We start from the raw sequence: 22,964 nt of genomic DNA, 5'->3' as shown, positions 1-22,964 counted from the left end.
TCAGGGCTTTTTGCTATGTGCAATACATAAAAAAAGCGCAGCTACGCTGCGCCTTTCAACCATTCGACAATAAAGTCGGCGATGCTTTCCGGTCGGTTGAGATCCAGCTGCTTAGCCGAAATGGATAGCGGTCGGTCGCTGGCTACCGCCACCACAAACCGATCCAGCATGTCTTCCAACGGTCTGCCGATCTCGGCCCGATAAAGCAGGATTTTGCTGACCGGCTCATGTTTAAACCCTTCCACCAGAATCAAGTCGACCTTATCGGCGTCAAAACGCTCTGCCAGGTAGCGTAGATCCAAAGATTGTTGCTCCGGCGTTTCGGTCATCAATGCCCAGCGGCGATCGCTGGCGACCAGCGTTTGTTCGGCGCCTGCTTTACGCAGCTCATAGCTGTCTTTACCCGGCGTATCCACATCCATGTCGTGATGCGTATGTTTGATCAGTCCAATCCTTACCTGGCGTTGTTTCAGCAACGGGATCAGCTGTTTGAGCAGGGTCGTTTTCCCCGTTCCGCTGTAGGCGCCGATAGCCAGCAAGGGAGGCAATGAACGATTCATTTTTTGAGCTCTCGCGTTTGTTGCCAATTCAGGCAGTCAGCCGGCGTATTAAGGTTATGAAATGCCGCTTGCTGCCCGCTGAACACTACGCGTTGTGCGCCAATTTGATGCAAGAACAGCATCAGCTTGCGTTCACCGCGCGCCAGATAGTCGGCCAGCTGCGGCGCTATTTGGCTATGCAGTAACGCCAGGGTGGGGTGATCTCGTTCACCATCGCTGGCAAAGGCCGCCTGCGCCGCGCCTTTTTGCTGCCATAGCTGAGCGACTAAGTCGGCGGGAAAGTCGGGGACATCACAAGGGACGAAGGCCACCCATTCGCTGGAAGATTGCTTGAGCCCGGCCAGCATGCCGGCCAGCGGCCCGGCGAAATCGGGCGTCAGATCGCCAATCACCGGCAAACCGCTCGCCTGATAACATGCCTGATTGCGATTGGCGCTGATGACGATGGAAGTCACCTGCGGCCGTAACCGAGCCAATACGTGTTGATAGAGTGCGATCCCGCCAATCGACACCAGGCCTTTGTCTTCACCGCCCATGCGCGTGGCCCGTCCGCCGGCCAAAATGACGCCGCTGATTTCTTTATGCATCTCGTTTATCCCGCCTTGTCGATGGGCTGATTGTAGCGCTAAAGCAGACGTGACATCAGGATTTACCTTTATTGACAAGCCGGTTCTTTCACTGCGTGGGTAAGCCTGTTACTTTGTGAGTTTATTCATGCTATTGGACGATATTGAGATGAAAACGCATCGCGTAAACGAGTTGATCGAGCTGTTGCACCCGGCCTGGCAGGAAGATCCCGATCTCAATTTGATGCAGTTTTTGCAAAAGCTGGCGAAGGAAGCGGGCTTCCAGGGCGAGTTGTCCGAACTGAGCGACGATATTCTCATTTATCACCTGAAAATGCGCGGTAGCGCCGGCACGGATCAGATCCCGGGTCTGAAGAAAGATTACGAAGAAGATTTTAAAACGGCGCTGCTGCGCGCTCGCGGCGTTATCAAGGACTGATCCTCGTGCGGTGCGAGAAAGCATAGCGCGTGAAATGCGCCATTAATGCTACTATTTCTCATTCCCGGCACCGTGCTGTCAGCGATCAAACGAACGTTATGAATAACTCTGCTTTTAATTTCGACACCCTGTCGCCCGATTTGATTATGGACGCGCTAGAAGGAGTTGGCCTGCGCGTCGATTCCGGCCTGACGGCGCTGAACAGCTACGAGAACCGTGTCTATCAGTTTATGGACGAAGATCGCCGGCGCTACGTGGTGAAGTTTTACCGCCCGGAGCGCTGGAGCGCCGCACAGATCGGTGAGGAACATCAGTTCGCTCTGGATCTGGCCGGCGCGGAGATCCCGGCGGTGGCGCCGTTGGCGCTGCAAGGCGCTACGCTGCATACGCACGGCGGCTTTTTCTTTGCCCTGTTCCCCAGCGTGGGGGGCCGGCAATACGAGATAGACAATCTGGATCAGTTGGAATGGGTGGGCCGTTTTCTGGGGCGTATCCACCAGGTCGGCGGTGAGCGTTTGTTCGCCGAGCGGCCAACGATGGGGATTGAAGAGTACCTCACCGCCCCGCGCCAGGTGCTGGCCGATTGCGAGCTGCTACCGGCAACGCAGCGTGACGCGTTCCTGCAGGCGACGGATAATCTGATTGCGGCGATCAAGTCGCACTGGCATCTGAACTGGCAGCCGCGCCGTTTGCACGGTGATTGCCATCCGGGCAATATTCTGTGGCGCGATGGCCCGCTGTTCGTCGATCTTGATGATGCGCGCAACGGCCCGGCAGTGCAGGATCTGTGGATGTTGCTGCACGGCGAACGTCGCGATCAACTGATGCAGCTGGATGTCTTGCTGGAGGCGTATAGCGAATTTGCCGAGTTTGATCAGCGCGAGCTGGCGTTGATTGAACCACTGCGGGCGATGCGCATGGTGTATTACCTGGCCTGGGTCGCTCGCCGTTGGCAGGATCCGGCCTTCCCCAAGAGTTTTCCGTGGATGGCGGAGTCTGATTTCTGGTTGTCTCAGACTGCGGCCTTCACCGAACAGGTTAAGCTGTTGCAGGAGCCCCCTCTGCAGCTGACGCCAATGTATTGAAGCTTTAACACAATGGAGAGTTTAGTCTTATGAAAAAAATATGGTTGGCGCTCGTTGGCATGGTGATGGCATTCAGTGCCTCGGCAGCACAGTTTAGCGATGGCGCTCAGTATGTGACCCTGGACAAACCGGTGACTGGCGAGCCGCAGGTGTTGGAGTTCTTCTCCTTCTACTGCCCGCACTGCTACCAGTTCGAGCAGGTCTATCATGTGTCTGAGAACGTAAAGAAAGCGCTGCCTGCCGGCACCAAAATGACCAAGTACCACGTTGAATTCCTGGGGCCGTTGGGCAAACAGCTGACTCAGGCATGGGCGGTAGCGATGGCGCTGGGCGTGGAAGACAAGGTGAGCCCGCTGATGTTTGAAGCGGTGCAGAAAACCCAGACCGTGCAAACGCCGGATGATATCCGCAATGTCTTCGTGAAAGCGGGTGTGACCGCAGCAGATTATGATGCGGCCTGGAACAGCTTCGTGGTGAAATCTCTGGTGGTTCAGCAGGAGAAAGCCGCAGAAGATCTGCAGCTGCGCGGCGTGCCGGCGGTATTCGTCAACGGCAAATACATGGTTAAGAACGATGGCCTGGACACCAGCTCGATGGACGCTTACGTGAAGCAGTTCGCCGATGTGGTTAAATTCCTCAGCCAGCAGAAATAAGCCAGACCCCATGCGAAAACGCCGGCATCGCCGGCGTTTTTTTATCCATATTGCCGTTTCAATTTATCCAGCAACCGATCTTTTTCCTGCCATAGCGTATTCAGCCACAGCTGGAAGCGCCGCTTGAACTGCTTGTCGTTGAAGTAGTCCCCGTGCAGGGTTTCATCGATCGGCAGCGTCTCTATTCTCACCACGATACGCGTCAGCCGCCCGCACAGCATATCCCTAAAAGGCCGTTGGTTATTTTCCGGATAGAGCAGAGTAACGTTCAATATTTTGTCGAACTGATTGCCCAACGCGCTGAGCGTAAACGCGATGCCGGCGGCTTTAGGCGCCAGCAAATTGCGATACGGCGAATTGCTTTTAATTTTCTTGGCTTCGGTGAAGCGTGAACCCTCGACGAAATTGACGATGGTGGTTGGACGCTGGCGGAATTTTTCGCAGGAACGGCGCGTCGTTTCGATATCCTTGCCGCGCTTTTCCGGATGCTTGAGCAAATAGGCGCGGGAGTAACGCTTCATGAATGGCATATCCAGCGCCCAGCAGGCCAGGCCGACAAAAGGCACCCAGGCGAGCTGTTGCTTGAGAAAATACTTATTCATTGGAATATGATTTCTGAACAGCACGCACAGTACGACAATGTCCGACCAACTTTCGTGGTTGCTGATCAGCAGATACCAGTTTTTGCGGTCCAGCCCTTCCAGCCCTTCAATATCCCAACGCAATTGCCCGTTAATGCGCAATAACAGCGCCAGCCCTTGGCACCAACACCACATCATGAAATCGGCGAAAGCCGAGATATATCGCCAGACGGCGGGTATGGGCACCAGGAGTTTCACGATGCCGGCCAGCGTGATGGGGATGGAGCACAACACCGTCACCAGAATGGTAAGTATGACGGAAATGATAAAGATAACAGGCGTTAACAATCTTGGCATGATTATGGGCTGACGGTTGTTGGGAACATCGTTGCATGCCAAAACGCATGAACAAAAACGCATTTTAACAGAAATCGCCGGGGTAAAGCGCCGCTAAAAATCACTGTTTTTCGTCTCATCGGATAACCATTTGCTGAGTTTTCGTGCAACTTGTCCAGCTTGTGCTATGGTAATTGAGGCGCCGAATTTGATGAATAGTGCGATTAAAATCCGGCGAAAGTTATATCCACAAATCCAATAAAAGCCAATAATAAAGCGTCGCCGGAATTCGTTCTTTTAACGCGGTGATTTAAATAGGAATTTTATTCGCCGTTATAACGATAATCGCAGCGTTATAATTCGGTCTCTTTTCTATGCACAAAGTTATCCACAGGTAAGATCTTGCGGATCCTCGCACACAATCACATCATTTTCGTCCGCAATGCACGCTAAGGTTCGTCTCCGACGGCCAGCTATGGCATGCTTACCCCTATGTCCGATCACGATAAAGAAACGCTATGGCCCAGATTGCAGAAAACCCACTAATCCTGGTTGACGGTTCCTCCTACCTCTACCGCGCTTATCACGCCTTCCCGCCGCTGACCAACTCGGCGGGCGAGCCGACCGGCGCGATGTACGGCGTGCTGAATATGCTGCGCAGCCTGCTGCTGCAGTATCAACCGAGCCACGTTGCCGTGGTGTTTGATGCCAAAGGGAAGACCTTCCGCGATGATCTCTTCGCTGAATATAAGTCACACCGGCCGCCGATGCCGGACGATCTGCGCGCGCAGATCGAGCCGCTGCACAGCATGGTCAAGGCGATGGGCCTGCCGCTGCTGGTGACGCCCGGCGTTGAGGCGGACGACGTTATCGGTACGCTGGCGCTGGAGGCCGAAAAGGCCGGCCATGCGGTGCTGATCAGCACCGGCGACAAAGACATGGCGCAGCTGGTGACGCCGAACGTCACCCTGATCAACACCATGAACAACACGATCCTCGGTCCGCAGGAAGTGTGCGACAAGTACGGCATTCCGCCGGAGTTGATCATCGACTTCCTGGCGCTGATGGGCGATTCATCGGACAACATTCCCGGCGTACCGGGCGTGGGCGAGAAAACCGCCCAGGCGTTGCTGCAGGGTATCGGCGGGCTGGATGCGCTGTACGGTAATCTGGAGAACATCGCCACGCTGAGCTTCCGCGGCGCCAAAACCATGGCGGCCAAGCTGGAACAGAATAAAGAGGTCGCGTACCTCTCCTATAAGCTGGCGACGATCAAAACCGACGTCGAGCTGGATCTGACCTGCGCGGACCTGACGGTCTCCGCGCCGGATGTCGACACGTTGCAACAGCTGTTCAAACAGTACGAGTTCAAACGCTGGCTGGCGGACGTGGAAGCCGGCGTCTGGCTGGAACACAAGAAAGGCGCGGGCGCGAAAGCTGCCGGCGCCGCCAAACCGGCTGCCGCCGTGGAAGCGCCGAAAGCCTTGGCGGAAGCCAAGCTGTCCCAGGACGGGTATGTCACTATCCTGGACGAAGCGACCTTTACCGACTGGCTGGCGCGGCTGAAAAAGGCCGACGTGTTTGCCTTCGATACCGAAACCGACGGTCTGGATACCCTGACCGCCAACCTGATCGGCCTGTCCTTCGCGATCGCGCCGGGCGAAGCGGCTTATTTGCCGGTGGCGCACGATTATCTGGATGCGCCGGCGCAGCTGGATCGCGCTTATGTGCTGGAGGCGCTCAAGCCGCTGCTGGAAGACGAGAAGGCGCTCAAGGTCGGGCAAAACCTGAAGTTCGACATGAGCCTGCTGGCGCGCTATGGCATCGAGATGCGCGGCATCGCCTACGACACCATGCTGGAGTCCTATGTGCTGGACAGCGTCGGCGGCCGTCACGATATGGACAGCCTGGCCGATCGCTATCTGGGCCACAAAACCATCACCTTTGAAGAGATCGCCGGCAAGGGCAAAAACCAGCTGACGTTCAACCAGATCGCGCTGGAGCAGGCGGCGCCTTACGCCGCCGAAGACGCCGATGTCACGCTGCAGCTGCATCTGGCGATGTGGCCGCAGCTGAAACAGAGCGCGGAACTGCTGACGGTATTCAATGAGATTGAAATGCCGCTGCTGCCGGTGCTGTCACATATCGAACGCACCGGGGTACTGATCGATCCGGCCATTTTGTCGGCCCACTCCCAAGAGCTGGCCAAGCGTCTGGCTGAGCTGGAAGCGCAGGCCCACGAGCTGGCGGAAGAGCCGTTCAACCTGGCGTCGACCAAGCAACTGCAGGCGATCCTGTACGAAAAACAAAAGCTGCCGGTGCTGAAGAAAACCCCGGGCGGGGCGCCGTCCACTAACGAAGAGGTGCTGGCCGAGCTGGCGCTGGACTACCCGCTGCCGAAGGTGATCCTGGAATACCGCGGCCTGGCGAAGCTGAAGACCACCTATACCGACAAGCTGCCGCTGATGATCAATCCGGTCAGCGGGCGGGTGCATACCTCGTACCATCAGGCGGTGACCGCCACCGGCCGCCTCTCCTCGAGCGATCCGAACCTGCAGAACATCCCGGTGCGCAACGAAGAAGGGCGGCGTATTCGCCAGGCCTTTATTGCGCCGGAAGGTTACCGCATCGTCGCGGCCGACTACTCGCAGATCGAGCTGCGCATCATGGCGCATCTGTCACAGGATGAAGGGCTGCTGAAGGCCTTTGCCGAAGGGAAAGACATTCACCGCGCCACGGCGTCGGAAGTCTTCGGCGTGCCGCTGGATAAAGTGACCGGCGAGCAGCGCCGCAGCGCCAAGGCGATTAACTTTGGTTTGATTTACGGCATGAGCGCTTTCGGACTGGCGCGTCAGCTGGGGATCCCGCGTGGGGAAGCCCAGCGCTATATGGATCTCTACTTCGAGCGTTACCCGGGCGTGCTGGATTACATGGAGCGCACCCGTCAGCAGGCTTCCGAACAGGGCTATGTCAGCACGCTGGACGGCCGCCGTCTGTATCTGCCGGACGTCCGCTCCAGTAACGCCATGCGCCGCAAGGCGGCCGAGCGCGCCGCCATCAACGCCCCGATGCAGGGCACGGCGGCCGATATCATCAAGCGTGCGATGATCGAGGTCGACGCCTGGCTGCAGGGGCAGGAGAAGCCGTTGGTGCGCGCGATCATGCAGGTGCACGATGAATTGGTGTTCGAGGTGCATGAATCGGTGATCGACGAAGCCAGCCAGCGTATCCGCCAACTGATGGAAGGCAGCATGACGCTGGCGGTGCCGCTGAAGGTCGATGTGGGCGTCGGCATGAACTGGGATGAGGCGCACTGATCGCCGGGTTATCGCCGTATGCGCTAACTGGCGATAACCTAAGCACTTTTCGTAATTAAGCTACAAGATGCGGCGATAGTTTCCCCAACTTCGCCGTTCTTGCGCCGCAAATTGTGTAAGTAAACTACAAAAAATTCTTTTGCCCTGCGAAAAAATGATGTAGAGTTACAGGCGTAGGGTACAGAGGTAAGATGTTCTATCTTTCAGACCTTTTACTTCACGTAATCGGATTTGGCTGAATATTTAGCCGCCCCAGTCAGTATTGACTGGGGCGTTTTTTATTGTAAAAACAGCAGCAAACCATACGTTTTTCCTATCGCTCGGCTCCGCTTTTCATTTCAGCTTCCGCTCCCTCAATCCGCGTAATTCGGCGAAACAAGCCCGTTTTGGCGATAAGTCTTTATGATGGCTTTATTTCAAAAATGTAATTAGATAACGAAAAATCCCGCCTGCGGCCGATCTGCGGGCATAAAAAAGCCGATGCGGCGAGGCATCGGCTCAAACGTGCGATCAGGGCTTATTCGCCGATGTCCTCTTCCGGCAGCACTTCCGGCGGGATCTCGTTAAACCAGGTGTCCAGCTTCTGGCGCAGCTTGTCGACGCCGATCTTTTTCAGCGATGAGAAGGCTTCGACTTGGATATCCCCCATAAACGGCAGCACCGCTTCACGCACCATGTTGAGCTGCGCCTTGCGTGCGCCGGAGGCCAGCTTGTCGGCCTTGGTCAGCAACACCAGCACCGGCGTGCCGACGTCGACCGCCCACTGGATCATCTGCTGGTCGAGATCTTTCAGCGGATGGCGGATATCCATCAGCACCACCAGCCCTTTCAGGCTGTTGCGCATCTGCAGGTATTCGCCCAGCGCGCGTTGCCATTTGCGCTTCATTTCTTCCGGCACTTCGGCGTAGCCATAACCCGGCAGGTCGACCAGACGAATGCCGTCTTCCACTTCGAACAGGTTGATCAGCTGGGTGCGCCCCGGCGTCTTACTGGTGCGCGCCAGGCTTTTTTGATTGGTCAGCGTATTCAGCGCGCTGGATTTACCGGCGTTGGAACGGCCGGCAAAGGCGACTTCAATTCCTGCATCCCCCGGCAGATGGCGAATATCGGGTGCGCTGGTGACGAAATGGGTCACATGATAGTTGTAGTTCTTGCTGGTCAAAATTTTTCGTCTCCGTGAGGATGGCTAACTGGTTGGCGATTATAACTGCATCAGCGGTAAAAATGGCGTGTTTCTCCGTTTTTAAGCGGCGGGGCGCGATAAAACGGCAGTTATGCCGACCGTACGTTGTGAGACATTTGCCATTCGAATCGCGGGTAATGTCGCTTTATTCGAAAGCGATATTTCTGTTTCTATTTTAAAAACAATGTGTTGTTTTTTCGTTGTGTGGAAATGTCAGTCAAATCGGCGTCAGGTGCCTTGAGCCTTCGCAACAATAACGTAAAGTACTCGTTAACGCAGGGTTGCGCAGGATTAGGGAACATCCGGGAAGGATGACAAATCTCAGGGAATGCACAGGGCGTGCAATGAGTGCCAGGATGAACGCAAAAGGAAGTGACCCTTTCGCACCGGAATAGGCGGCAGGCACATCGGATGGTGAAGTATTGGCAGTTTGGATGCCCGCAGGAAGCACGCTCGGGAAGAGCGGATGCGAATGGATTGCGCCATGGACGATTTTCCTTTCAGGATGAAGGACGTAGTGGCAGGGAATGCGGTTATAGCAGAAGGAAAAACCGGGATGTTGCATGTACGCAAGGAGCGCGTAACAGGAATACCCTTCGCAAGAAGGTGCGAAATAGGCGGCAGGTTTAACCTGCCGCCTTTTTTCTTTGTCCGCTTTCTGCTAGATTCCGCCGCAATTCTATACTGAATCTACATACCTAAGAGCACACGCTATGAACCAGCCATCAAAAGCACCTCGCGGCAGCGCGGCGAAGTCAAAAACGAAAAAGAAAAGCCGTATGGAGCTCGATCAGGAAGCGCGCGAGCGCAAACGCCTGAAAAAGCGCCGCGGCCACGCTTCCGGTTCACGCACCCAGGTTGAGTCCGGCAGCCAAAAAAACAAATCGGCGGCGGAAGCCAAAGATCCGCGTATCGGCAGTAAAGTGCCGGTTGCGCTGGTGGTCGACGAAACCAAAGTGAAGGCCAAACCGCAGCCGAAGCCAAAGGCCGAAGCGAAACCGCGCCTGTCGCCGGAAGAAGAGCTGGCGAAGCTCGAAAATGACGAACGCCTGAACGCGCTGCTGGATCGCATCGACGATGGCGAAACGCTGAACGCGCAAGAACAGGCGTATGTCGATAAGACGCTGGATCGTATCGATGTGCTGATGGACGTGCTGGGCATCGAGCTGGGCGATGAAGACGACGAGGAAGAAGAAGAGAAGCAGGAAGATATTCTGAAGCTGCTGAAAGGCGGCAACCCGAAAGACGCCTTTTAACGCGCCATGTGGCTGATCCCGACAATAGCCCTACTCTTGATGTGTTATCTGCTGTGGTTATTCGGTAAACTATGGCGGCTGTCTAAGCGCAAAGCGCGTTTTCGCAGCGCTTCCGTGGCCAGACAGCGCAGACAACCGCCCCTCTCCCGGCCCGGTAGAAAAAGATATCGGAAGGAGTGAGCATGTCAGAGCAGACGATTGTCTGGGATTTGGCCCTGATCCAAAAATATAACTACTCAGGGCCGCGTTATACCTCATACCCCACGGCGCTGGAGTTTAACCAGCGCTACGACGAAGCGGCGTTTCAATGCGCCGCTGCGCGCTACCCTGAGCGGCCGCTGTCGCTGTACGTGCATATCCCTTTCTGCCATAAGCTGTGCTATTTCTGTGGCTGCAACAAGCTGGTGACGCGCCAGACGCACAAGGCCGACGAATACCTGAACGTTTTGGCGCAAGAGATCGCCAGCCGTGCGCCGCTGTTCGCCGGCCGCAAGGTTGGCCAGATGCACTGGGGCGGCGGTACGCCAACCTACCTGGACAAAGCGCAAATCAGCCGGCTGGTGGCGCTGCTGCGCGAACATTTTGATTTTCTGCCCGATGCGGAGATGTCGATCGAAGTCGATCCGCGCGAGATTGAGCTGGATGTGCTCGATCATTTACGTGCCGAAGGCTTTAACCGTTTGAGCATGGGGGTGCAGGATTTCAACAAGCAGGTGCAGCAGTTGGTCAACCGCGAGCAGGACGAAGCCTTCATCTTCGCTCTGATCGAACGGGCCAAAGCGCTGGGCTTCCGCTCAACCAATATCGATCTGATCTACGGCCTGCCGAAACAGACGCCGGAAAGCTTCGCTTTCACGCTGCAGCGGGTGGCCGAACTGAATCCCGATCGCCTCAGCGTGTTCAACTACGCGCATATGCCGAATTTGTTCGCCGCCCAGCGCAAAATCAAAGACGCCGATCTGCCCAGCGCGCAGCAGAAGTTGGATATCTTGCAGCAAAGCATCGCGTTCCTGACTGACGCCGGCTATCAGTTCATCGGTATGGATCACTTTGCGCATCCGGACGACGAGCTGGCGATCGCCCAACGCGAAGGCAAACTGCACCGCAATTTCCAGGGCTACACCACTCAGGGCGACAGCGATCTGCTGGGGTTGGGCGTGTCGGCTATCAGCATGCTCGGCGACAGCTATGCGCAGAATCAGAAAGAGCTGAAGCATTACTATGACAGCGTGCAAGCGCAGGGCAACGCGCTGTGGCGCGGGCTGGCGCTGACGGACGACGATTGCCTGCGGCGCGATCTGATCAAAACCCTGATCTGCAACTTCCGGTTGGCGTATCAGCCGCTCGAACGGCAATACGGCATCGATTTTACCGCCTATTTCGCCGAAGACCTGCAGCTGCTGGCGCCGTTTGAACGCGATGGGCTGGTGGAGCGCGATGAGCAGGGCATTCGTGTTACGCCGCGCGGGCGCCTGCTGATCCGCAATATCTGCATGTGTTTCGACCGCTATCTGCGGCAACAGGCGCGCAGCCAGCAGTTCTCTCGGGTGATCTGAGGATGAAAAAACAGCCGCTGATGCGGCTGTTTTTTTAACTGAAGAAGTTAATCAGCGCGGCGCACAGCACCGCGGCGACCGCCGCCTGCGGAGTGTGGCTGGCGGCGGAGCCCAGCTCCGCGCCCTGAGAAATGAATGCGATGAATGAGTCCAGCATCGTCAACCTCCAGAGTGTGCGACACGATCATACTGCGCCCGCACCGGCTGTAAAGCCTGCGGTTGGCGTTTTTTTGTGCGCCGGACTGCGTTTTTCATCATCCATCCCCGTTCCTATTCCATACCCAGCTCTTTAAGCTTGCGGGTGAGGGTATTGCGCCCCCAGCCCAGCAGGCGCGCGGCTTCCTGTTTGTGCCCCTGGGTATGGCGCAGGGCGGTGGTGAGCAGCGTGCGCTCCATTTCCGGCTGGGCTTCCGACAGCAGGTTTTGATGACCGGAACGCAGCGCGCGATCGGCCCACTGCGCCAGCAGCGTGGCCCAGCTGTCCGGCAGACTGTGGCTGGGGCTCTCCGGCGCGGCGGTTTCGAACAGCTCACCCGGCAGATCCTGAATCAGCACTTCCTGGCCGGCGGCCATCACCGTCAGCCAGCGGCAGGTGTTCTCCAGCTGGCGCACGTTGCCCGGCCAGGGCAGGCGGGTCAGCGCAGTTTCGGTTTCCGGATGCAGGTTCTTGGCCTCGACGCCCAGCTCTTTGGCGGCGATCTGCAGGAAGTGGCGCGCCAGCCGCGGGATGTCTTCACGGCGCTCGCGCAGCGGCGGCAGGTGTACGCGGATCACGTTCAGGCGGTGGAACAGATCCTCGCGGAACTTGCCTTCCTGTACCCGCAGCTCCAGGTTCTGGTGCGTGGCGGCGATGATGCGCACGTCGACCTTCACCGGCGCATAGCCGCCGACCCGGTAGAACTGGCCGTCCGCCAGCACCCGCAGCAGGCGCGTTTGCACGTCGAGCGGCATATCGCCGATCTCGTCGAGGAACAGCGTGCCGCCGTCGGCCTGTTCAAAGCGCCCCTGGCGGATTTGGTTAGCGCCGGTGAAGGCGCCTTTCTCGTGGCCGAACAGCTCCGATTCGATCAGATCCTTGGGGATGGCAGCCATGTTCAGGGCGATGAACGGCGACTTGGCGCGCGGGCTGTGGCGGTGCAGCGCATGCGCCACCAGCTCCTTGCCGGTGCCGGATTCGCCGTTGATCAGCACGCTGATCGACGAACGCGACAGCCGGCCGATGATGCGAAACACGTCCTGCATCGCCGGCGCCTCGCCGATGATGTCCGCCGCCGGATCGCTGGCCGGCTGGCTGCGCACCGGCTGCTGCTGCTCCTGATAATGGCTGATGGCGCGCTCGACCAGCGCCACCGCTTCGTCGATGTCGAACGGCTTCGGCAGGTAGTCGAAGGCCCCTTGCTGATAAGCGCTGACGGCGGCGTCCAAATCCGAATGCGCGGTCATGATGATCACCGGCAGCATCGGATGGCGCTGTTTGATCTGCTTGAGCAGCGCCAGACCATCAATGCCCGGCATGCGGATATCGGACAGCAGCACGTCGGGGGTTTGCGTGGCCAAGGCTTCCAGCACGTCATTGCCGCCTTCGAAGGTGGCGCAGCTCAGGCCCGCGCCGGTGAGCGCGCGCTCAAGCACCCAGCGGATGGAGCTATCGTCATCGACGATCCAGACTATCCCTCGTTGCATTGCAAACCTCACTGACGAATGGGCAGGTAGACCGAGAATTCGGTATGACCTGGCCAACTGTTGAATTCAATTTTTCCGCAATGCTGATCGATCAGATTGCGGGCGATGGATAATCCCAGGCCGGTACCGCCTTCACGGCCGCTGACCATCGGGTAGAACAGCGTGTCCTGCAGCTGCGCCGGCACGCCGGGGCCGTCGTCTTCGACGTCGATGCGCGCCGCCAGTCGGTAGCGGGTGCCGTGCAACGTAATCTGAAACGCGGTGCGGGTGCGCAGCGTGATGGTGCCGCCCGCCTCGCCCAGCGCCTGCAGCGCATTGCGGGTGATGTTCAGCAGCACCTGTTCTATCTGATCCGGGTCGTGGGCCATTTCCGGCAGGCTCGGATCGTAGTCGCGCACCAGCGTGACGTTATCCTGCATTTCCAGCGACACCAGTTGGCAGACGCGCTCCGCGACCTGATGGATGCTTTGGGTGATGTGCTGGCCGGGCCGTTGCGGCCCGAGCAGGCGATCCACCAGATTGCGCAGCCGATCGGCCTGCTCAATGATCACCTTGGTGTATTCGGTCAGCGCCGGATCGGGCAGCGCCTTGGCCAGCAGCTGCGCCGCGCCCCGCAGGCCGCCCAGCGGGTTTTTGATTTCGTGCGCCAAACCGCGCACCAGATCGCGGGCCGCCACCTGTTGGGCATGCTGCAGCTGTTCCTGGCTCAGGCGGCGCTGATTGTCCATCGGCGCCAGCTCGACCAGGATATAGCCTTCCGGCAGCGCCTGAGCGGTCAGGGAAAGGATATGCGCGCGGCCGTCGACCACCAGGGTCACTTCGTTATCGGTGAAGCCCTGCCCGGCGCGCAGGCTTTCGCGCATCAAAGAGACGTTCAGCGAAAAATAACCGAGCAAATCGGGCAGCGGCGTACCGAACAGCTTGCGGGAGCTTTGCGCCAGCAGCTGCTGTGCCGCCGGGTTGGCGTAGTGAACCGCCAGTGAGTCATCCAACAGCAGGATGCTGTTGATGAGTGAATTGAGGATCTGCCCAGCATCGGGCAGCTTGCCAGTTGCCATACAGCAGACTCCTGCACCTTTTTAGTGCATCTATCCTACTCCATCCGGGATCGACACGGTATGGAATAGTTTTGCAGAAAATACGGTGGAGAAAAAAACCCATCCGAAGATGGGCTGAAAGTTTCCACGGCAACAAAAAAGCGATAACAAAAATTGTGGGCGCCGTCCGCCAGGGCAGACGGCGCGGGTAGAACTTAGACGCTGTAGTACAGTTCGAACTCGACCGGGTGTGGCGTCATGCGAATGCGGTCCATCTCTTCTTTGCGCAGTTCGATGTAGGCATCGATCGCATCGTCGGTGAACACGCCGCCGCGGGTCAGGAACTCGCGGTCTTCGTTCAGTGCGGCCATCGCCTCGTCCAGCGAGCCGGCCACTTTTGGGATCTCGGCTTCTTCTTCCGGCGGCAGGTCGTACAGGTTTTTGTCCATGGCGTCGCCAGGGTGGATCTTGTTGATGATGCCGTCCAGGCCGGCCATCAGCAGCGCGGCGAAGCACAGGTATGGGTTAGCCGCCGGATCCGGGAAGCGGGCTTCGATGCGGCGCGCTTTCGGGCTGGCGACTACCGGGATACGGATGGACGCGGAGCGGTTACGGGCGGAGTAAGCCAGCATCACCGGCGCTTCGTAGCCCGGCACCAGACGTTTGTACGAGTTGGTGGTCGGGTTGGCCAGCGCGTTGATCGCCTTGGCGTGCTTGATGATGCCGCCGATGTAGAACAGCGCGGTTTCAGACAGGCCGCCGTATTTGTCGCCGGCGAACAGGTTGGTGCCGTTCTTGGACAGCGACATGTGGCAGTGCATGCCGGAACCGTTGTCGCCGAACATAGGCTTCGGCATGAAGGTTGCGGTTTTACCAAAGGCGTGCGCCACGTTGTGCACTACGTACTTGTAGATCTGAATTTCGTCGGCTTTCTTGGTCATGGTGTTGAAGCGGGTCGCCACTTCGTTCTGACCGGCGGTCGCCACTTCGTGGTGGTGCGCTTCAACCACCAGGCCCATCTCTTCCATGGTCAGACACATGGTGGAACGCAGATCCTGCGAAGAGTCGACCGGTGGAACCGGGAAGTAACCGCCTTTCACCGCCGGACGGTGGCCTTTGTTGCCGCCGTCGTATTTTGTGCCGGAGTTCCAGGCGCCTTCGATATCGTCGATCGCCACGTGGGAACCGCGGATGCTGCTGCCGAAGCGGATGTCGTCGAACAGGAAGAACTCAGGCTCTGGCCCGAACAGCACAGTGTCCGCGATGCCGGAGGAGCGCAGGAAGTCTTCGGCGCGTTTGGAAATGGAGCGCGGGTCGCGATCGTAGCCTTGCATGGTGCCCGGCTCGAGAATGTCGCAGCGAATGATCAGCGTAGGTTCTTCGAAGAATGGATCCAGAACCGCCGTGCTGGCGTCCGGCATCAGCACCATGTCAGATTCGTTGATGCCCTTCCAACCACCGATAGAGGAGCCGTCAAACATTTTACCTTCTTCGAAGAAGTCGGCGTTTACCTGGTGAGCCGGGATAGTCACGTGCTGTTCCTTACCCTTGGTGTCAGTGAAACGCAGGTCTACGAATTTCACTTCATGCTCATTCAGCATCGTCAAAACGTGTTCAGCGGACATACTTAACTCTCCCGGTTTATCATTGTCGTCGTCGTGGAACGAATCTGTGGAACTGGCTTTTTTTCGCCTTGAAAAGACTAAAGCGAAAAGCGTGCCAACTTTTAAAAAAGGCTTTCATCGCCTTTCTGCGCGGGTTTTACCCAACCCCAGTATGCACCATCAGTGATAAATTGCACCGAAGTGGTGCAATCGGAGTGAGTGAGGGCACTGAAATGGTGCAAAAGTGCAACGATTGCGGCTTTTTGCACCGTGAAAGGGATCACAAACTGACCGGTACGCGGTTGTTTATAAGAGATGGTTGTGATCTTGTTTAGTCCCTCGCTTAATACGTGTACAATAGCGCGCTATTTCTAATGCCCGAGGCAAAGCTGTGATCGAAAATTTGCGTAACATCGCCATTATTGCCCACGTTGACCATGGTAAAACCACCCTGGTTGATAAGCTGCTGCAACAATCCGGTACTTTCGGAGAGCGTGCGGAAGCCACCGAACGCGTAATGGACTCCAACGATTTGGAGAAAGAGCGTGGGATTACCATCCTCGCAAAAAACACCGCCATTAATTGGAACGGTTACCGCATCAACATCGTGGATACCCCAGGACACGCCGACTTCGGCGGCGAGGTAGAGCGCGTGATGTCGATGGTTGACTCGGTGCTGCTGGTTGTGGATGCAATGGATGGCCCTATGCCGCAAACCCGCTTCGTGACCAAGAAGGCCTTCGCCAATGGTCTGAAGCCGATCGTGGTCATCAACAAGGTTGACCGCCCTGGCGCGCGCCCTGACTGGGTTGTGGATCAGGTGTTCGACCTGTTCGTGAACCTCGATGCGACCGACGAGCAGCTCGACTTCCCGATCATCTACGCTTCTGCGCTGAACGGCATCGCCGGCGTCGACCACACCGACATGGCGGAAGACATGACCCCGCTGTATCAGGCGATCGTCGACCACGTGTCTGCGCCGCAGGTTGAGCTGGAAGCGCCATTCCAGATGCAGATCTCCCAGTTGGACTACAACAACTACCTGGGCGTTATCGGCATCGGCCGCATCAAGCGCGGTAAAGTGAAGCCGAACCAGCAGGTCACCATCATCGACAGCGAAGGCAAAACTCGCAACGGTAAAGTGGGTAAAGTGCTGGGTCACCTGGGTCTGGAGCGTATCGACAGCACCCTGGCGGAAGCGGGCGACATCATCGCCATCACCGGCCTGGGCGAGCTGAACATCTCCGACACCATCTGCGACACCAACGCCGTAGAAGCGCTGCCGGCGCTGTCCGTCGACGAACCGACCGTCACCATGTTCTTCAACGTCAACACCTCGCCGTTCTGCGGTAAAGAAGGCAAGTACGTGACGTCGCGTCAGATCCTTGACCGTCTGAACAAAGAGCTGGTGCACAACGTGGCGCTGCGCGTTGAAGAAACCGACGATGCGGACGCCTTCCGCGTATCCGGTCGTGGCGAGCTGCACCTGTCGGTGCTGATCGAAAACATGCGCCGTGAAGGTTTCGAGCTGGCGGTTTCCCGTCCGAAAGTTATCTTCCGCGAAATCGATGGCCGCAAGCAGGAGCCATTCGAGAACGTGACGCTGGATATCGAAGAGCAGCATCAGGGTTCCGTGATGCAGGCGATGGGCGAGCGTAAAGCCGACCTGAAAAACATGGATCCGGACGGTAAGGGCCGCGTGCGTCTCGACTACGTGATCCCAAGCCGCGGTCTGATCGGCTTCCGTAACGAATTCATGACCATGACTTCGGGTACCGGTCTGCTGTACTCCACCTTCAGCCACTACGACGACGTGCGTCCGGGCGAAGTGGGCCAGCGTCAGAACGGCGTGCTGATCTCCAACGGCCAGGGCAAAGCGGTCGCGTTCGCGCTGTTCGGCCTGCAGGATCGCGGCAAGCTGTTCCTGGGCCACGGTGCGGAAGTGTATGAAGGCCAGATCATCGGTATTCACTCACGTTCCAACGACCTGACCGTAAACTGCCTGACCGGTAAGAAGCTGACCAACATGCGTGCTTCCGGTACTGACGAAGCGACTACCCTGGTTCCGGCCATCAAAATGACCCTGGAGCAAGCTCTGGAGTTCATCGATGACGACGAACTGGTAGAAGTGACGCCAACCTCGATCCGTATCCGTAAGCGTCACCTGACGGAAAACGATCGTAAGCGTGCCAGCCGCGGTCCAAAAGACGCTTAATCGCTGATTGAGTGTCTCATGCTTAGGGCGCGGTTCTCGCGCCCTGAGTTTTTTCCTCTGTTGTTCCCCGTTTGTGCGGCGCGCTATGCGCTTTTCCGTTCGCTCCCTGTTCAGCTGTTCCTTTTCCCGCTACAGTGAAATCTCACCGGCCCATCAGGAGAGGACTATGCTGTATATCTTTGATTTAGGTAATGTGATCGTCGATATCGATTTCAAGCGTGTGCTGGGCGTGTGGAGCAATTTGAGCGGCACGCCGTTGGCGGTGCTGTCCGATCGTTTCGCCATGGGTGAGGTGTTCCAGCAACATGAGCGCGGTGAAATCAGCGACGAAGACTTCGCCGGCAAGCTGTGCGATGAAATGGGCATCGCGCTCAGCTTCGAACAATTCGCCACCGGCTGGCAGGCGGTATTCGTCGCGCTGCGCCCGGAAGTGATCGACATCATGCAGCGCCTGCGCAACGAAGGCCACCGGGTGGTGGTGCTGTCGAACACCAACCGTCTGCACTGCAACTACTGGCCGCAGCACTATCCTGAAGTGGCCGCCGCCGCCGATCATCTCTATTTGTCGCAAGATCTTGGCATGCGCAAGCCGGAGGCCGATATCTATCAACATGTGCTGGCCGCGGAAAACACCGCCGCCGCAGACGCGGTGTTCTTCGACGATCACCCGGCGAACGTCCTCGCCGCGCAGGCGTTGGGGATCAAGACGGTGCACGTCACCGATCGCGACGTGGTGCCGGCCTATTTTGCCCAATGAGCGCAGGGCGCGTTAAGCTTAAGGCGTATCAACGGACATCAAGGAGTGACCATGTCGTTTTTCCGCCGCAAGAAGCTGCCCCCTGCGATTAAGCCCGGCGTTACTTTTGGGCGTTTGCTGTACCAGCGCATCGACAACGATGGCCTGACGATGCTGGCGGGCCATCTCGCCTATGTTTCTCTGCTGTCGCTGGTGCCGTTGGTCACCGTGGTGTTCGCGCTGTTCGCCGCTTTCCCGATGTTTGCCGACATCAGCGAACAGCTGAAGCGCTTTGTTTTTGCCAATTTCGTGCCGGCCGCCGGCAATGTGATCCAGAACTACCTGGAGCAGTTCGTCGCCAACTCCAACAAGATGACCGCCGTCGGCACCTGCGGGCTGATTGTCACCGCGCTATTGTTGATCTCCTCGGTGGACAGCGTGCTGAACACCATCTGGCGCAGCAAGAACAAACGGCCGATCGTCTTCTCCTTCGCCGTGTACTGGATGGTGCTGACGCTGGGGCCGCTGCTGGTGGGCGCCAGCATGGCCATCAGCTCCTACCTGCTGTCGCTCAACTGGCTGGCGCAGACCGGGGTTAACGGGCTGGTGGATCAGGTGCTACGCATTTTCCCGCTGATTTTGTCGTGCATCTCCTTCTGGCTGCTGTATTGCATCGTGCCGACGGTGCGCGTGCCGCCCAAAGACGCGCTGATCGGCGCGGTGGTGGCCGGATTGCTGTTCGAGCTGGGCAAGAAGGGATTCGCGCTGTACGTCACCATGTTCCCTTCCTATCAGCTGATTTACGGCGTGCTGGCGGTGATCCCGATTTTATTCCTGTGGGTCTACTGGAGCTGGTGTATCGTGTTACTCGGCGCGGAAATCACCGTGACCATCGGCGAATACCGCGACTACCGCCGGCAGAAGGCGGAGCAACAGGAACCAAAACCAGAAGGGCAGCAGGAATGATTGCGTTGATTCAACGGGTGTTAAACGCCAGCGTCACGGTAGGTGGCGAGACGGTAGGCAAAATTGGCCCCGGTTTGTTAGTGTTATTGGGCGTGGAGCAGGGCGATAACGAGCAAAAAGCGCAGCGCCTGTGCGAACGCGTGTTGGGATACCGCATTTTCGGCGACGAGAACGACAAGATGAACCTCAACGTCCAGCAGGCCGGGGGCAGCGTGCTGGTCGTTTCGCAGTTCACCCTGGCGGCGGACACCCAGAAGGGCATGCGGCCCAGCTTCTCGCGCGGCGCCGCGCCTTTGGTCGCCGATCGGTTGTATCAATATTTTGTTGGCCAATGCCGCGAACGCGGCGTAGAGACCCAGACCGGCGAGTTCGCCGCCGACATGCAGGTGGCGCTGGTCAACGATGGTCCGGTGACATTCTGGCTACAGGTCTAAGCATTCGGAGAACAGGCGTCTATGTATCACCTACGAGTACCCGTAACAGAGCAAGAACTGAAGGAATATTACCAGTTTCGCTGGGAAATGCTGCGCAAGCCGCTGCACCAGCCGGTGGGTTCGGAAAAGGATGCCTATGACGCCATGGCCCATCACCAAATGGTGGTGGACGAGGCCGGTAAAATCGTCGCCATTGGGCGGCTGTACATCAATGCCGACAACGAGGCGGCGATCCGTTTTCTGGCGGTAGACCCGACGTTGCAGGATAAAGGGCTCGGGACGCTGGTAGCGATAACGCTGGAGTCCGTCGCGCGGCAGGAAGGCGTGAAGCGGGTGGTATGCAGCGCCCGTGAAGACGCGGTGGATTTCTTCGCCAAGCTGGGGTTCGTCAATCAGGGCGAGATCACCGCGCCGCAGACCACCCCGATCCGTCACTTCTTGATGATTAAACCGGTAGCGACGCTGGACGATATCCTGCATCGCCCCGACTGGTGCGGCCAATTGCAGCAGGCCTGGTATGAACATATCCCGCTGAGCGAAAAGATGGGCGTGCGCATCAGCCAATACACCGGCCAGCGCTTCGTCACCACCATGCCGGAGATCGGCAACCAGAATCCGCACCATACGCTGTTTGCCGGCAGCCTGTTCTCACTGGCGACGCTGACCGCCTGGGGGCTGATTTGGCTGCTGTTGCGCGAGCGCCATCTCGGCGGCACCATCATTCTGGCGGACGCGCACATTCGCTACAGCAAACCGATCACCGGCAGGCCGCGGGCGGTGGCGGATCTTGGTTCGCTGAGCGGCGACTTGGCGCGTCTGGCGCGTGGCCGCCGCGCGCGCGTGCACGCCGAAGTGCATCTGTTCGGCGATGAGGATAAGGGCGCGGTGTTCGAAGGCACTTACATGGTGTTGCCGGCCGAGCCGGATGTGCCGCTGGATCAGGGCGGCTCTGAAGCGCTGGAGGAGTAAGGCGGCGGCCCTGCCCTGAGGGCGGGCCGCGCAGTGCATTACGGCAGCTGTTGGTTCACCGTCTGGCCGTCGCCGGCGGTGGCTTGCAGAGTCCCCTTCAATGAAGCTTTGAACGGCCCGTCGCTGTTCAGCAGCCCTTTCAACTGCAGCTCAAGGTTGCCGTCGCCCGTCAGCGGCACCGGCTGCCATCCCCATTGCTGCAAGGTATTGAGCGGTACCGAGCGGCCGTGCAGCATCAGCTGGAACGGCTTGCCCGGCAACTGATCGACGGTCGCTTTGGCCTCAAGCAACCCATTAGGCATGAAGGCGCTGAGTTCGGTGACGGCGATCTGGCTGGCGTCGGCGTTCAGCGCCAGCGAAGGGCGCCGCACGTCGATCTTGTTGAAGGTCGCCTCGCTGCCGTTCAGGTTCAGCGAACCGGACCATATGCCCCACTGGTGGTCGCGCGCCAGCAGCAGGTTGCTGCCGTAACCGTCCAGCGCGGTGATCTGGAACGGGAATGCCGGGTTGATATCGATAATCAGATTGCGGTTGGTGGTCAGCTTGGTGACGTACACCTCGGCCAGCCAGTCCGGCAGCGGTTTCAGCCACAGCTCGCGCCAGTCGATAGGCAGGGTGTACTCCAGCGCCGCCATGGCCACTTCATCCAGCTGCAGGCGTTTGCCGGCGCGCAGCCAATTGCCGGAGGTGCGCAGCAGCCCGCCTTCCCAACGGGTGGTGAACTGCTGAATGGCGATGCCGGCGGAGGAGAGGCGCAGGGTGGCGATCGGGTCGATCAGATGGAAACCGCCGTTGATCACATCACTGGCGTTGACGTTGAGTGAGCCGTCTTCGCTGCGCCAATCGCCTTTTTCGATGCTGACGTTTTGCAGCGACAGATCGAGATCGTTAAACGCCCACGCCTTGCCTTCCAGGCGCGCGTCGATCAGATCGAAACGCTTGAGGGTGACCGGCGGCAGGGCGGTAAAGCGCCGCATGAATTCCGCCAACGTCATCGGGGTCTGCAGGCGCACGCCGCTCAGCCGCAGGCGATCCACCTGCCAACTGCCGTCGGCGGCGCGGCTGGCTACGCCGGTCAGGTCGCCCTGCGCCAGATCGGCGCCGAAATTGTTCAACAGCAGCTGACCCTGCTTTTGCTCCCCCTGCACCAACACCTTCGAAGCGGGGATGCCGTTCAGCGTCATCGAACCGGCGCTGAACTGGAACTGATTGTTGTCCCCCAGCAGATGGCCGGCCAGCGGGCGCCACGGCGTGATGCCGGCATTGACCTGCTGCGCGTTGAGCTGCCACGCGTTATCGTTGGATTGCAGCGCCATGTTGCTCAGTTGCAGCACGTCGGCCTGTACAGGCAGCGCCGCAGTCTGCGGCTGCACGTTCAGCGTGCCGTCACGCAGCGTGACGCTGTGGAAATAGCGCGGTTCGGTGATTTGGCGCAGGCTGAGGCCGAGATCGACGCGTTTGGCGACCAGCGCCTGCGGCTGGCCGCTGCGCGCCAGCTGCACGTCTTCCAGAGCGATCTGGTCCGGTTGGCGCCACGAATGGGTGATTTTTCCTATCGACAGGCGGTATTCGCTGTTGTCGCTGATCCAGGCGCTCAGGCGGCCTGCCGCCCAGCGGGTTTGCCCGACCAGGTACAGCAGCACCACCGCCAGCACGATCAGCAGCAGCAACGTCAGCAACAGCTTTCCGATAAATTTCATCGTCTACATCCGCATCGGTCAAAAAAGATACCCTGTTTATGCCGCAATTGGCTGGGCATCTCAAGGGCAATGGTCTGATAGACAATAA

General features: G+C 58.3%; 20 protein-coding genes. 11 read left to right on the top strand and 9 right to left on the bottom strand.

Annotation, left to right across the window (positions count from 1 at the left end; all coding sequences use genetic code 11):
* Nucleotides 1-41: 41 nt before the first annotated feature.
* Nucleotides 42-560: a molybdopterin-guanine dinucleotide biosynthesis protein MobB gene (mobB, locus tag ADK28_RS18430; protein ID WP_033639114.1), complete on the bottom strand. Its 519-nt coding sequence runs from the start codon at nucleotides 558-560 to the stop codon at nucleotides 42-44.
* Complete coding sequence (gene mobA, locus ADK28_RS18425; RefSeq protein ID WP_033639115.1) at nucleotides 557-1,147, bottom strand: molybdenum cofactor guanylyltransferase MobA; 591 nt, start codon at nucleotides 1,145-1,147, stop codon at nucleotides 557-559. Before mobA ends, mobB begins: the two co-directional genes overlap by 4 nt.
* Nucleotides 1,148-1,295: 148 nt before the next feature.
* Here mobA and ADK28_RS18420 point away from each other — a divergent pair, with 148 nt between their 5' ends.
* The 3 genes from ADK28_RS18420 (at nucleotide 1,296) to dsbA (ending at nucleotide 3,303) form a co-directional block, all read left to right on the top strand.
* The gene (locus ADK28_RS18420; RefSeq protein ID WP_004931268.1) at nucleotides 1,296-1,565 is read left to right on the top strand and encodes a YihD family protein; all 270 of its coding nucleotides are present in this window, start codon (nucleotides 1,296-1,298) and stop codon (nucleotides 1,563-1,565) included.
* Nucleotides 1,566-1,663: 98 nt separating this feature from the next.
* Complete coding sequence (locus ADK28_RS18415) at nucleotides 1,664-2,650, top strand: serine/threonine protein kinase (RefSeq protein ID WP_048796327.1); 987 nt, start codon at nucleotides 1,664-1,666, stop codon at nucleotides 2,648-2,650.
* 29 nt (nucleotides 2,651-2,679) lie between these two features.
* Entirely contained in the window at nucleotides 2,680-3,303 is a 624-nt protein-coding gene (gene dsbA / locus ADK28_RS18410; protein WP_004931264.1) for a thiol:disulfide interchange protein DsbA, read from the top strand.
* 41 nt (nucleotides 3,304-3,344) lie between these two features.
* Here dsbA and ADK28_RS18405 read toward each other — a convergent pair whose 3' ends face one another.
* On the bottom strand, nucleotides 3,345-4,241 hold the full coding sequence (locus ADK28_RS18405; protein WP_033639117.1) for an acyltransferase: 897 nt from the start codon (nucleotides 4,239-4,241) through the stop codon (nucleotides 3,345-3,347).
* Between the two features lie 497 nt (nucleotides 4,242-4,738).
* On the opposite strand from ADK28_RS18405, the gene polA reads away from it, so the two are divergent.
* Entirely contained in the window at nucleotides 4,739-7,537 is a 2,799-nt protein-coding gene (gene polA / locus ADK28_RS18400; RefSeq protein WP_033639118.1) for a DNA polymerase I, read from the top strand.
* A 517-nt stretch (nucleotides 7,538-8,054) separates the two neighbouring features.
* On the opposite strand, the gene yihA is transcribed toward polA, so the two are convergent.
* A complete protein-coding gene (gene yihA / locus ADK28_RS18395; RefSeq protein WP_004931258.1) occupies nucleotides 8,055-8,699 on the bottom strand; it encodes a ribosome biogenesis GTP-binding protein YihA/YsxC in 645 nt (214 codons plus the stop codon).
* Between the two features lie 734 nt (nucleotides 8,700-9,433).
* Here yihA and yihI point away from each other — a divergent pair.
* Complete coding sequence (yihI, locus tag ADK28_RS18385) at nucleotides 9,434-9,976, top strand: Der GTPase-activating protein YihI (protein ID WP_015379455.1); 543 nt, start codon at nucleotides 9,434-9,436, stop codon at nucleotides 9,974-9,976.
* 182 nt (nucleotides 9,977-10,158) lie between these two features.
* A complete protein-coding gene (gene hemN, locus ADK28_RS18380; protein ID WP_048796326.1) occupies nucleotides 10,159-11,532 on the top strand; it encodes an oxygen-independent coproporphyrinogen III oxidase in 1,374 nt (457 codons plus the stop codon).
* Between the two features lie 34 nt (nucleotides 11,533-11,566).
* On the opposite strand, the gene ADK28_RS31685 is transcribed toward hemN, so the two are convergent.
* The 4 genes from ADK28_RS31685 to glnA form a co-directional block, all read right to left on the bottom strand.
* The gene (locus tag ADK28_RS31685; protein ID WP_004931250.1) at nucleotides 11,567-11,689 is read right to left on the bottom strand and encodes a YshB family small membrane protein; all 123 of its coding nucleotides are present in this window, start codon (nucleotides 11,687-11,689) and stop codon (nucleotides 11,567-11,569) included.
* A gap of 113 nt (nucleotides 11,690-11,802) precedes the next feature.
* The gene (gene glnG, locus ADK28_RS18375) at nucleotides 11,803-13,215 is read right to left on the bottom strand and encodes a nitrogen regulation protein NR(I) (protein WP_015379452.1); all 1,413 of its coding nucleotides are present in this window, start codon (nucleotides 13,213-13,215) and stop codon (nucleotides 11,803-11,805) included.
* 8 nt (nucleotides 13,216-13,223) lie between these two features.
* Nucleotides 13,224-14,273 carry a nitrogen regulation protein NR(II) gene (gene glnL / locus ADK28_RS18370; RefSeq protein ID WP_048796325.1) on the bottom strand — a complete coding sequence of 350 codons (1,050 nt, stop codon included), beginning with the start codon at nucleotides 14,271-14,273 and terminating at the stop codon, nucleotides 13,224-13,226.
* Nucleotides 14,274-14,467: 194 nt separating this feature from the next.
* The gene (gene glnA, locus ADK28_RS18365) at nucleotides 14,468-15,877 is read right to left on the bottom strand and encodes a glutamate--ammonia ligase (protein ID WP_004931244.1); all 1,410 of its coding nucleotides are present in this window, start codon (nucleotides 15,875-15,877) and stop codon (nucleotides 14,468-14,470) included.
* Nucleotides 15,878-16,247: 370 nt separating this feature from the next.
* On the opposite strand from glnA, the gene typA reads away from it, so the two are divergent.
* The 5 genes from typA (at nucleotide 16,248) to fabY (ending at nucleotide 21,176) form a co-directional block, all read left to right on the top strand.
* The gene (gene typA / locus ADK28_RS18360; protein ID WP_004931243.1) at nucleotides 16,248-18,071 is read left to right on the top strand and encodes a ribosome-dependent GTPase TypA; all 1,824 of its coding nucleotides are present in this window, start codon (nucleotides 16,248-16,250) and stop codon (nucleotides 18,069-18,071) included.
* Nucleotides 18,072-18,237: 166 nt separating this feature from the next.
* Nucleotides 18,238-18,828, top strand: coding sequence for a glucose-1-phosphatase (gene yihX, locus ADK28_RS18355; RefSeq protein ID WP_004931242.1), 591 nt, complete (start codon nucleotides 18,238-18,240; stop codon nucleotides 18,826-18,828).
* Nucleotides 18,829-18,879: 51 nt separating this feature from the next.
* Nucleotides 18,880-19,773, top strand: coding sequence for a virulence factor BrkB family protein (locus ADK28_RS18350; protein ID WP_016929643.1), 894 nt, complete (start codon nucleotides 18,880-18,882; stop codon nucleotides 19,771-19,773).
* Nucleotides 19,770-20,207, top strand: coding sequence for a D-aminoacyl-tRNA deacylase (gene dtd, locus ADK28_RS18345; protein ID WP_016929644.1), 438 nt, complete (start codon nucleotides 19,770-19,772; stop codon nucleotides 20,205-20,207). Before ADK28_RS18350 ends, dtd begins: the two co-directional genes overlap by 4 nt.
* 21 nt (nucleotides 20,208-20,228) lie before the next feature.
* Nucleotides 20,229-21,176 carry a fatty acid biosynthesis protein FabY gene (gene fabY, locus ADK28_RS18340; RefSeq protein WP_025304711.1) on the top strand — a complete coding sequence of 316 codons (948 nt, stop codon included), beginning with the start codon at nucleotides 20,229-20,231 and terminating at the stop codon, nucleotides 21,174-21,176.
* 38 nt (nucleotides 21,177-21,214) lie between these two features.
* Here the strand turns inward: fabY and ADK28_RS18335 are convergent, their stop codons facing one another.
* Nucleotides 21,215-22,876, bottom strand: a complete 1,662-nt coding sequence (locus tag ADK28_RS18335) for an AsmA family protein (RefSeq protein WP_048796324.1) — start codon at nucleotides 22,874-22,876, stop codon at nucleotides 21,215-21,217.
* Between the last annotated feature and the right edge of the window lie 88 nt (nucleotides 22,877-22,964).

Origin of the sequence: Serratia sp. 506_PEND (genome assembly GCF_001076875.1) — a bacterium.
Taxonomy (GTDB): domain Bacteria; phylum Pseudomonadota; class Gammaproteobacteria; order Enterobacterales; family Enterobacteriaceae; genus Serratia; species Serratia marcescens.
This window is presented reverse-complemented; position numbering and strand designations above follow the sequence as displayed.

Excerpts from the sequence above, each read along its gene's own strand:
- mobB (WP_033639114.1), bottom strand. The coding sequence starts at position 560 with ATGAATCGTTCATTGCCTCCCTTGCTGGCTATCGGCGCCTACAGCGGA.
- mobA (WP_033639115.1), bottom strand. The coding sequence starts at position 1,147 with ATGCATAAAGAAATCAGCGGCGTCATTTTGGCCGGCGGACGGGCCACG.
- ADK28_RS18420 (WP_004931268.1), top strand. The coding sequence starts at position 1,296 with ATGAAAACGCATCGCGTAAACGAGTTGATCGAGCTGTTGCACCCGGCC.
- ADK28_RS18415 (WP_048796327.1), top strand. The coding sequence starts at position 1,664 with ATGAATAACTCTGCTTTTAATTTCGACACCCTGTCGCCCGATTTGATT.
- dsbA (WP_004931264.1), top strand. The coding sequence starts at position 2,680 with ATGAAAAAAATATGGTTGGCGCTCGTTGGCATGGTGATGGCATTCAGT.
- ADK28_RS18405 (WP_033639117.1), bottom strand. The coding sequence starts at position 4,241 with ATGCCAAGATTGTTAACGCCTGTTATCTTTATCATTTCCGTCATACTT.
- polA (WP_033639118.1), top strand. The coding sequence starts at position 4,739 with ATGGCCCAGATTGCAGAAAACCCACTAATCCTGGTTGACGGTTCCTCC.
- yihI (WP_015379455.1), top strand. The coding sequence starts at position 9,434 with ATGAACCAGCCATCAAAAGCACCTCGCGGCAGCGCGGCGAAGTCAAAA.
- hemN (WP_048796326.1), top strand. The coding sequence starts at position 10,159 with ATGTCAGAGCAGACGATTGTCTGGGATTTGGCCCTGATCCAAAAATAT.
- ADK28_RS31685 (WP_004931250.1), bottom strand. The coding sequence starts at position 11,689 with ATGCTGGACTCATTCATCGCATTCATTTCTCAGGGCGCGGAGCTGGGC.
- glnG (WP_015379452.1), bottom strand. The coding sequence starts at position 13,215 with ATGCAACGAGGGATAGTCTGGATCGTCGATGACGATAGCTCCATCCGC.
- glnL (WP_048796325.1), bottom strand. The coding sequence starts at position 14,273 with ATGGCAACTGGCAAGCTGCCCGATGCTGGGCAGATCCTCAATTCACTC.
- glnA (WP_004931244.1), bottom strand. The coding sequence starts at position 15,877 with ATGTCCGCTGAACACGTTTTGACGATGCTGAATGAGCATGAAGTGAAA.
- yihX (WP_004931242.1), top strand. The coding sequence starts at position 18,238 with ATGCTGTATATCTTTGATTTAGGTAATGTGATCGTCGATATCGATTTC.
- ADK28_RS18350 (WP_016929643.1), top strand. The coding sequence starts at position 18,880 with ATGTCGTTTTTCCGCCGCAAGAAGCTGCCCCCTGCGATTAAGCCCGGC.
- dtd (WP_016929644.1), top strand. The coding sequence starts at position 19,770 with ATGATTGCGTTGATTCAACGGGTGTTAAACGCCAGCGTCACGGTAGGT.
- fabY (WP_025304711.1), top strand. The coding sequence starts at position 20,229 with ATGTATCACCTACGAGTACCCGTAACAGAGCAAGAACTGAAGGAATAT.
- ADK28_RS18335 (WP_048796324.1), bottom strand. The coding sequence starts at position 22,876 with ATGAAATTTATCGGAAAGCTGTTGCTGACGTTGCTGCTGCTGATCGTG.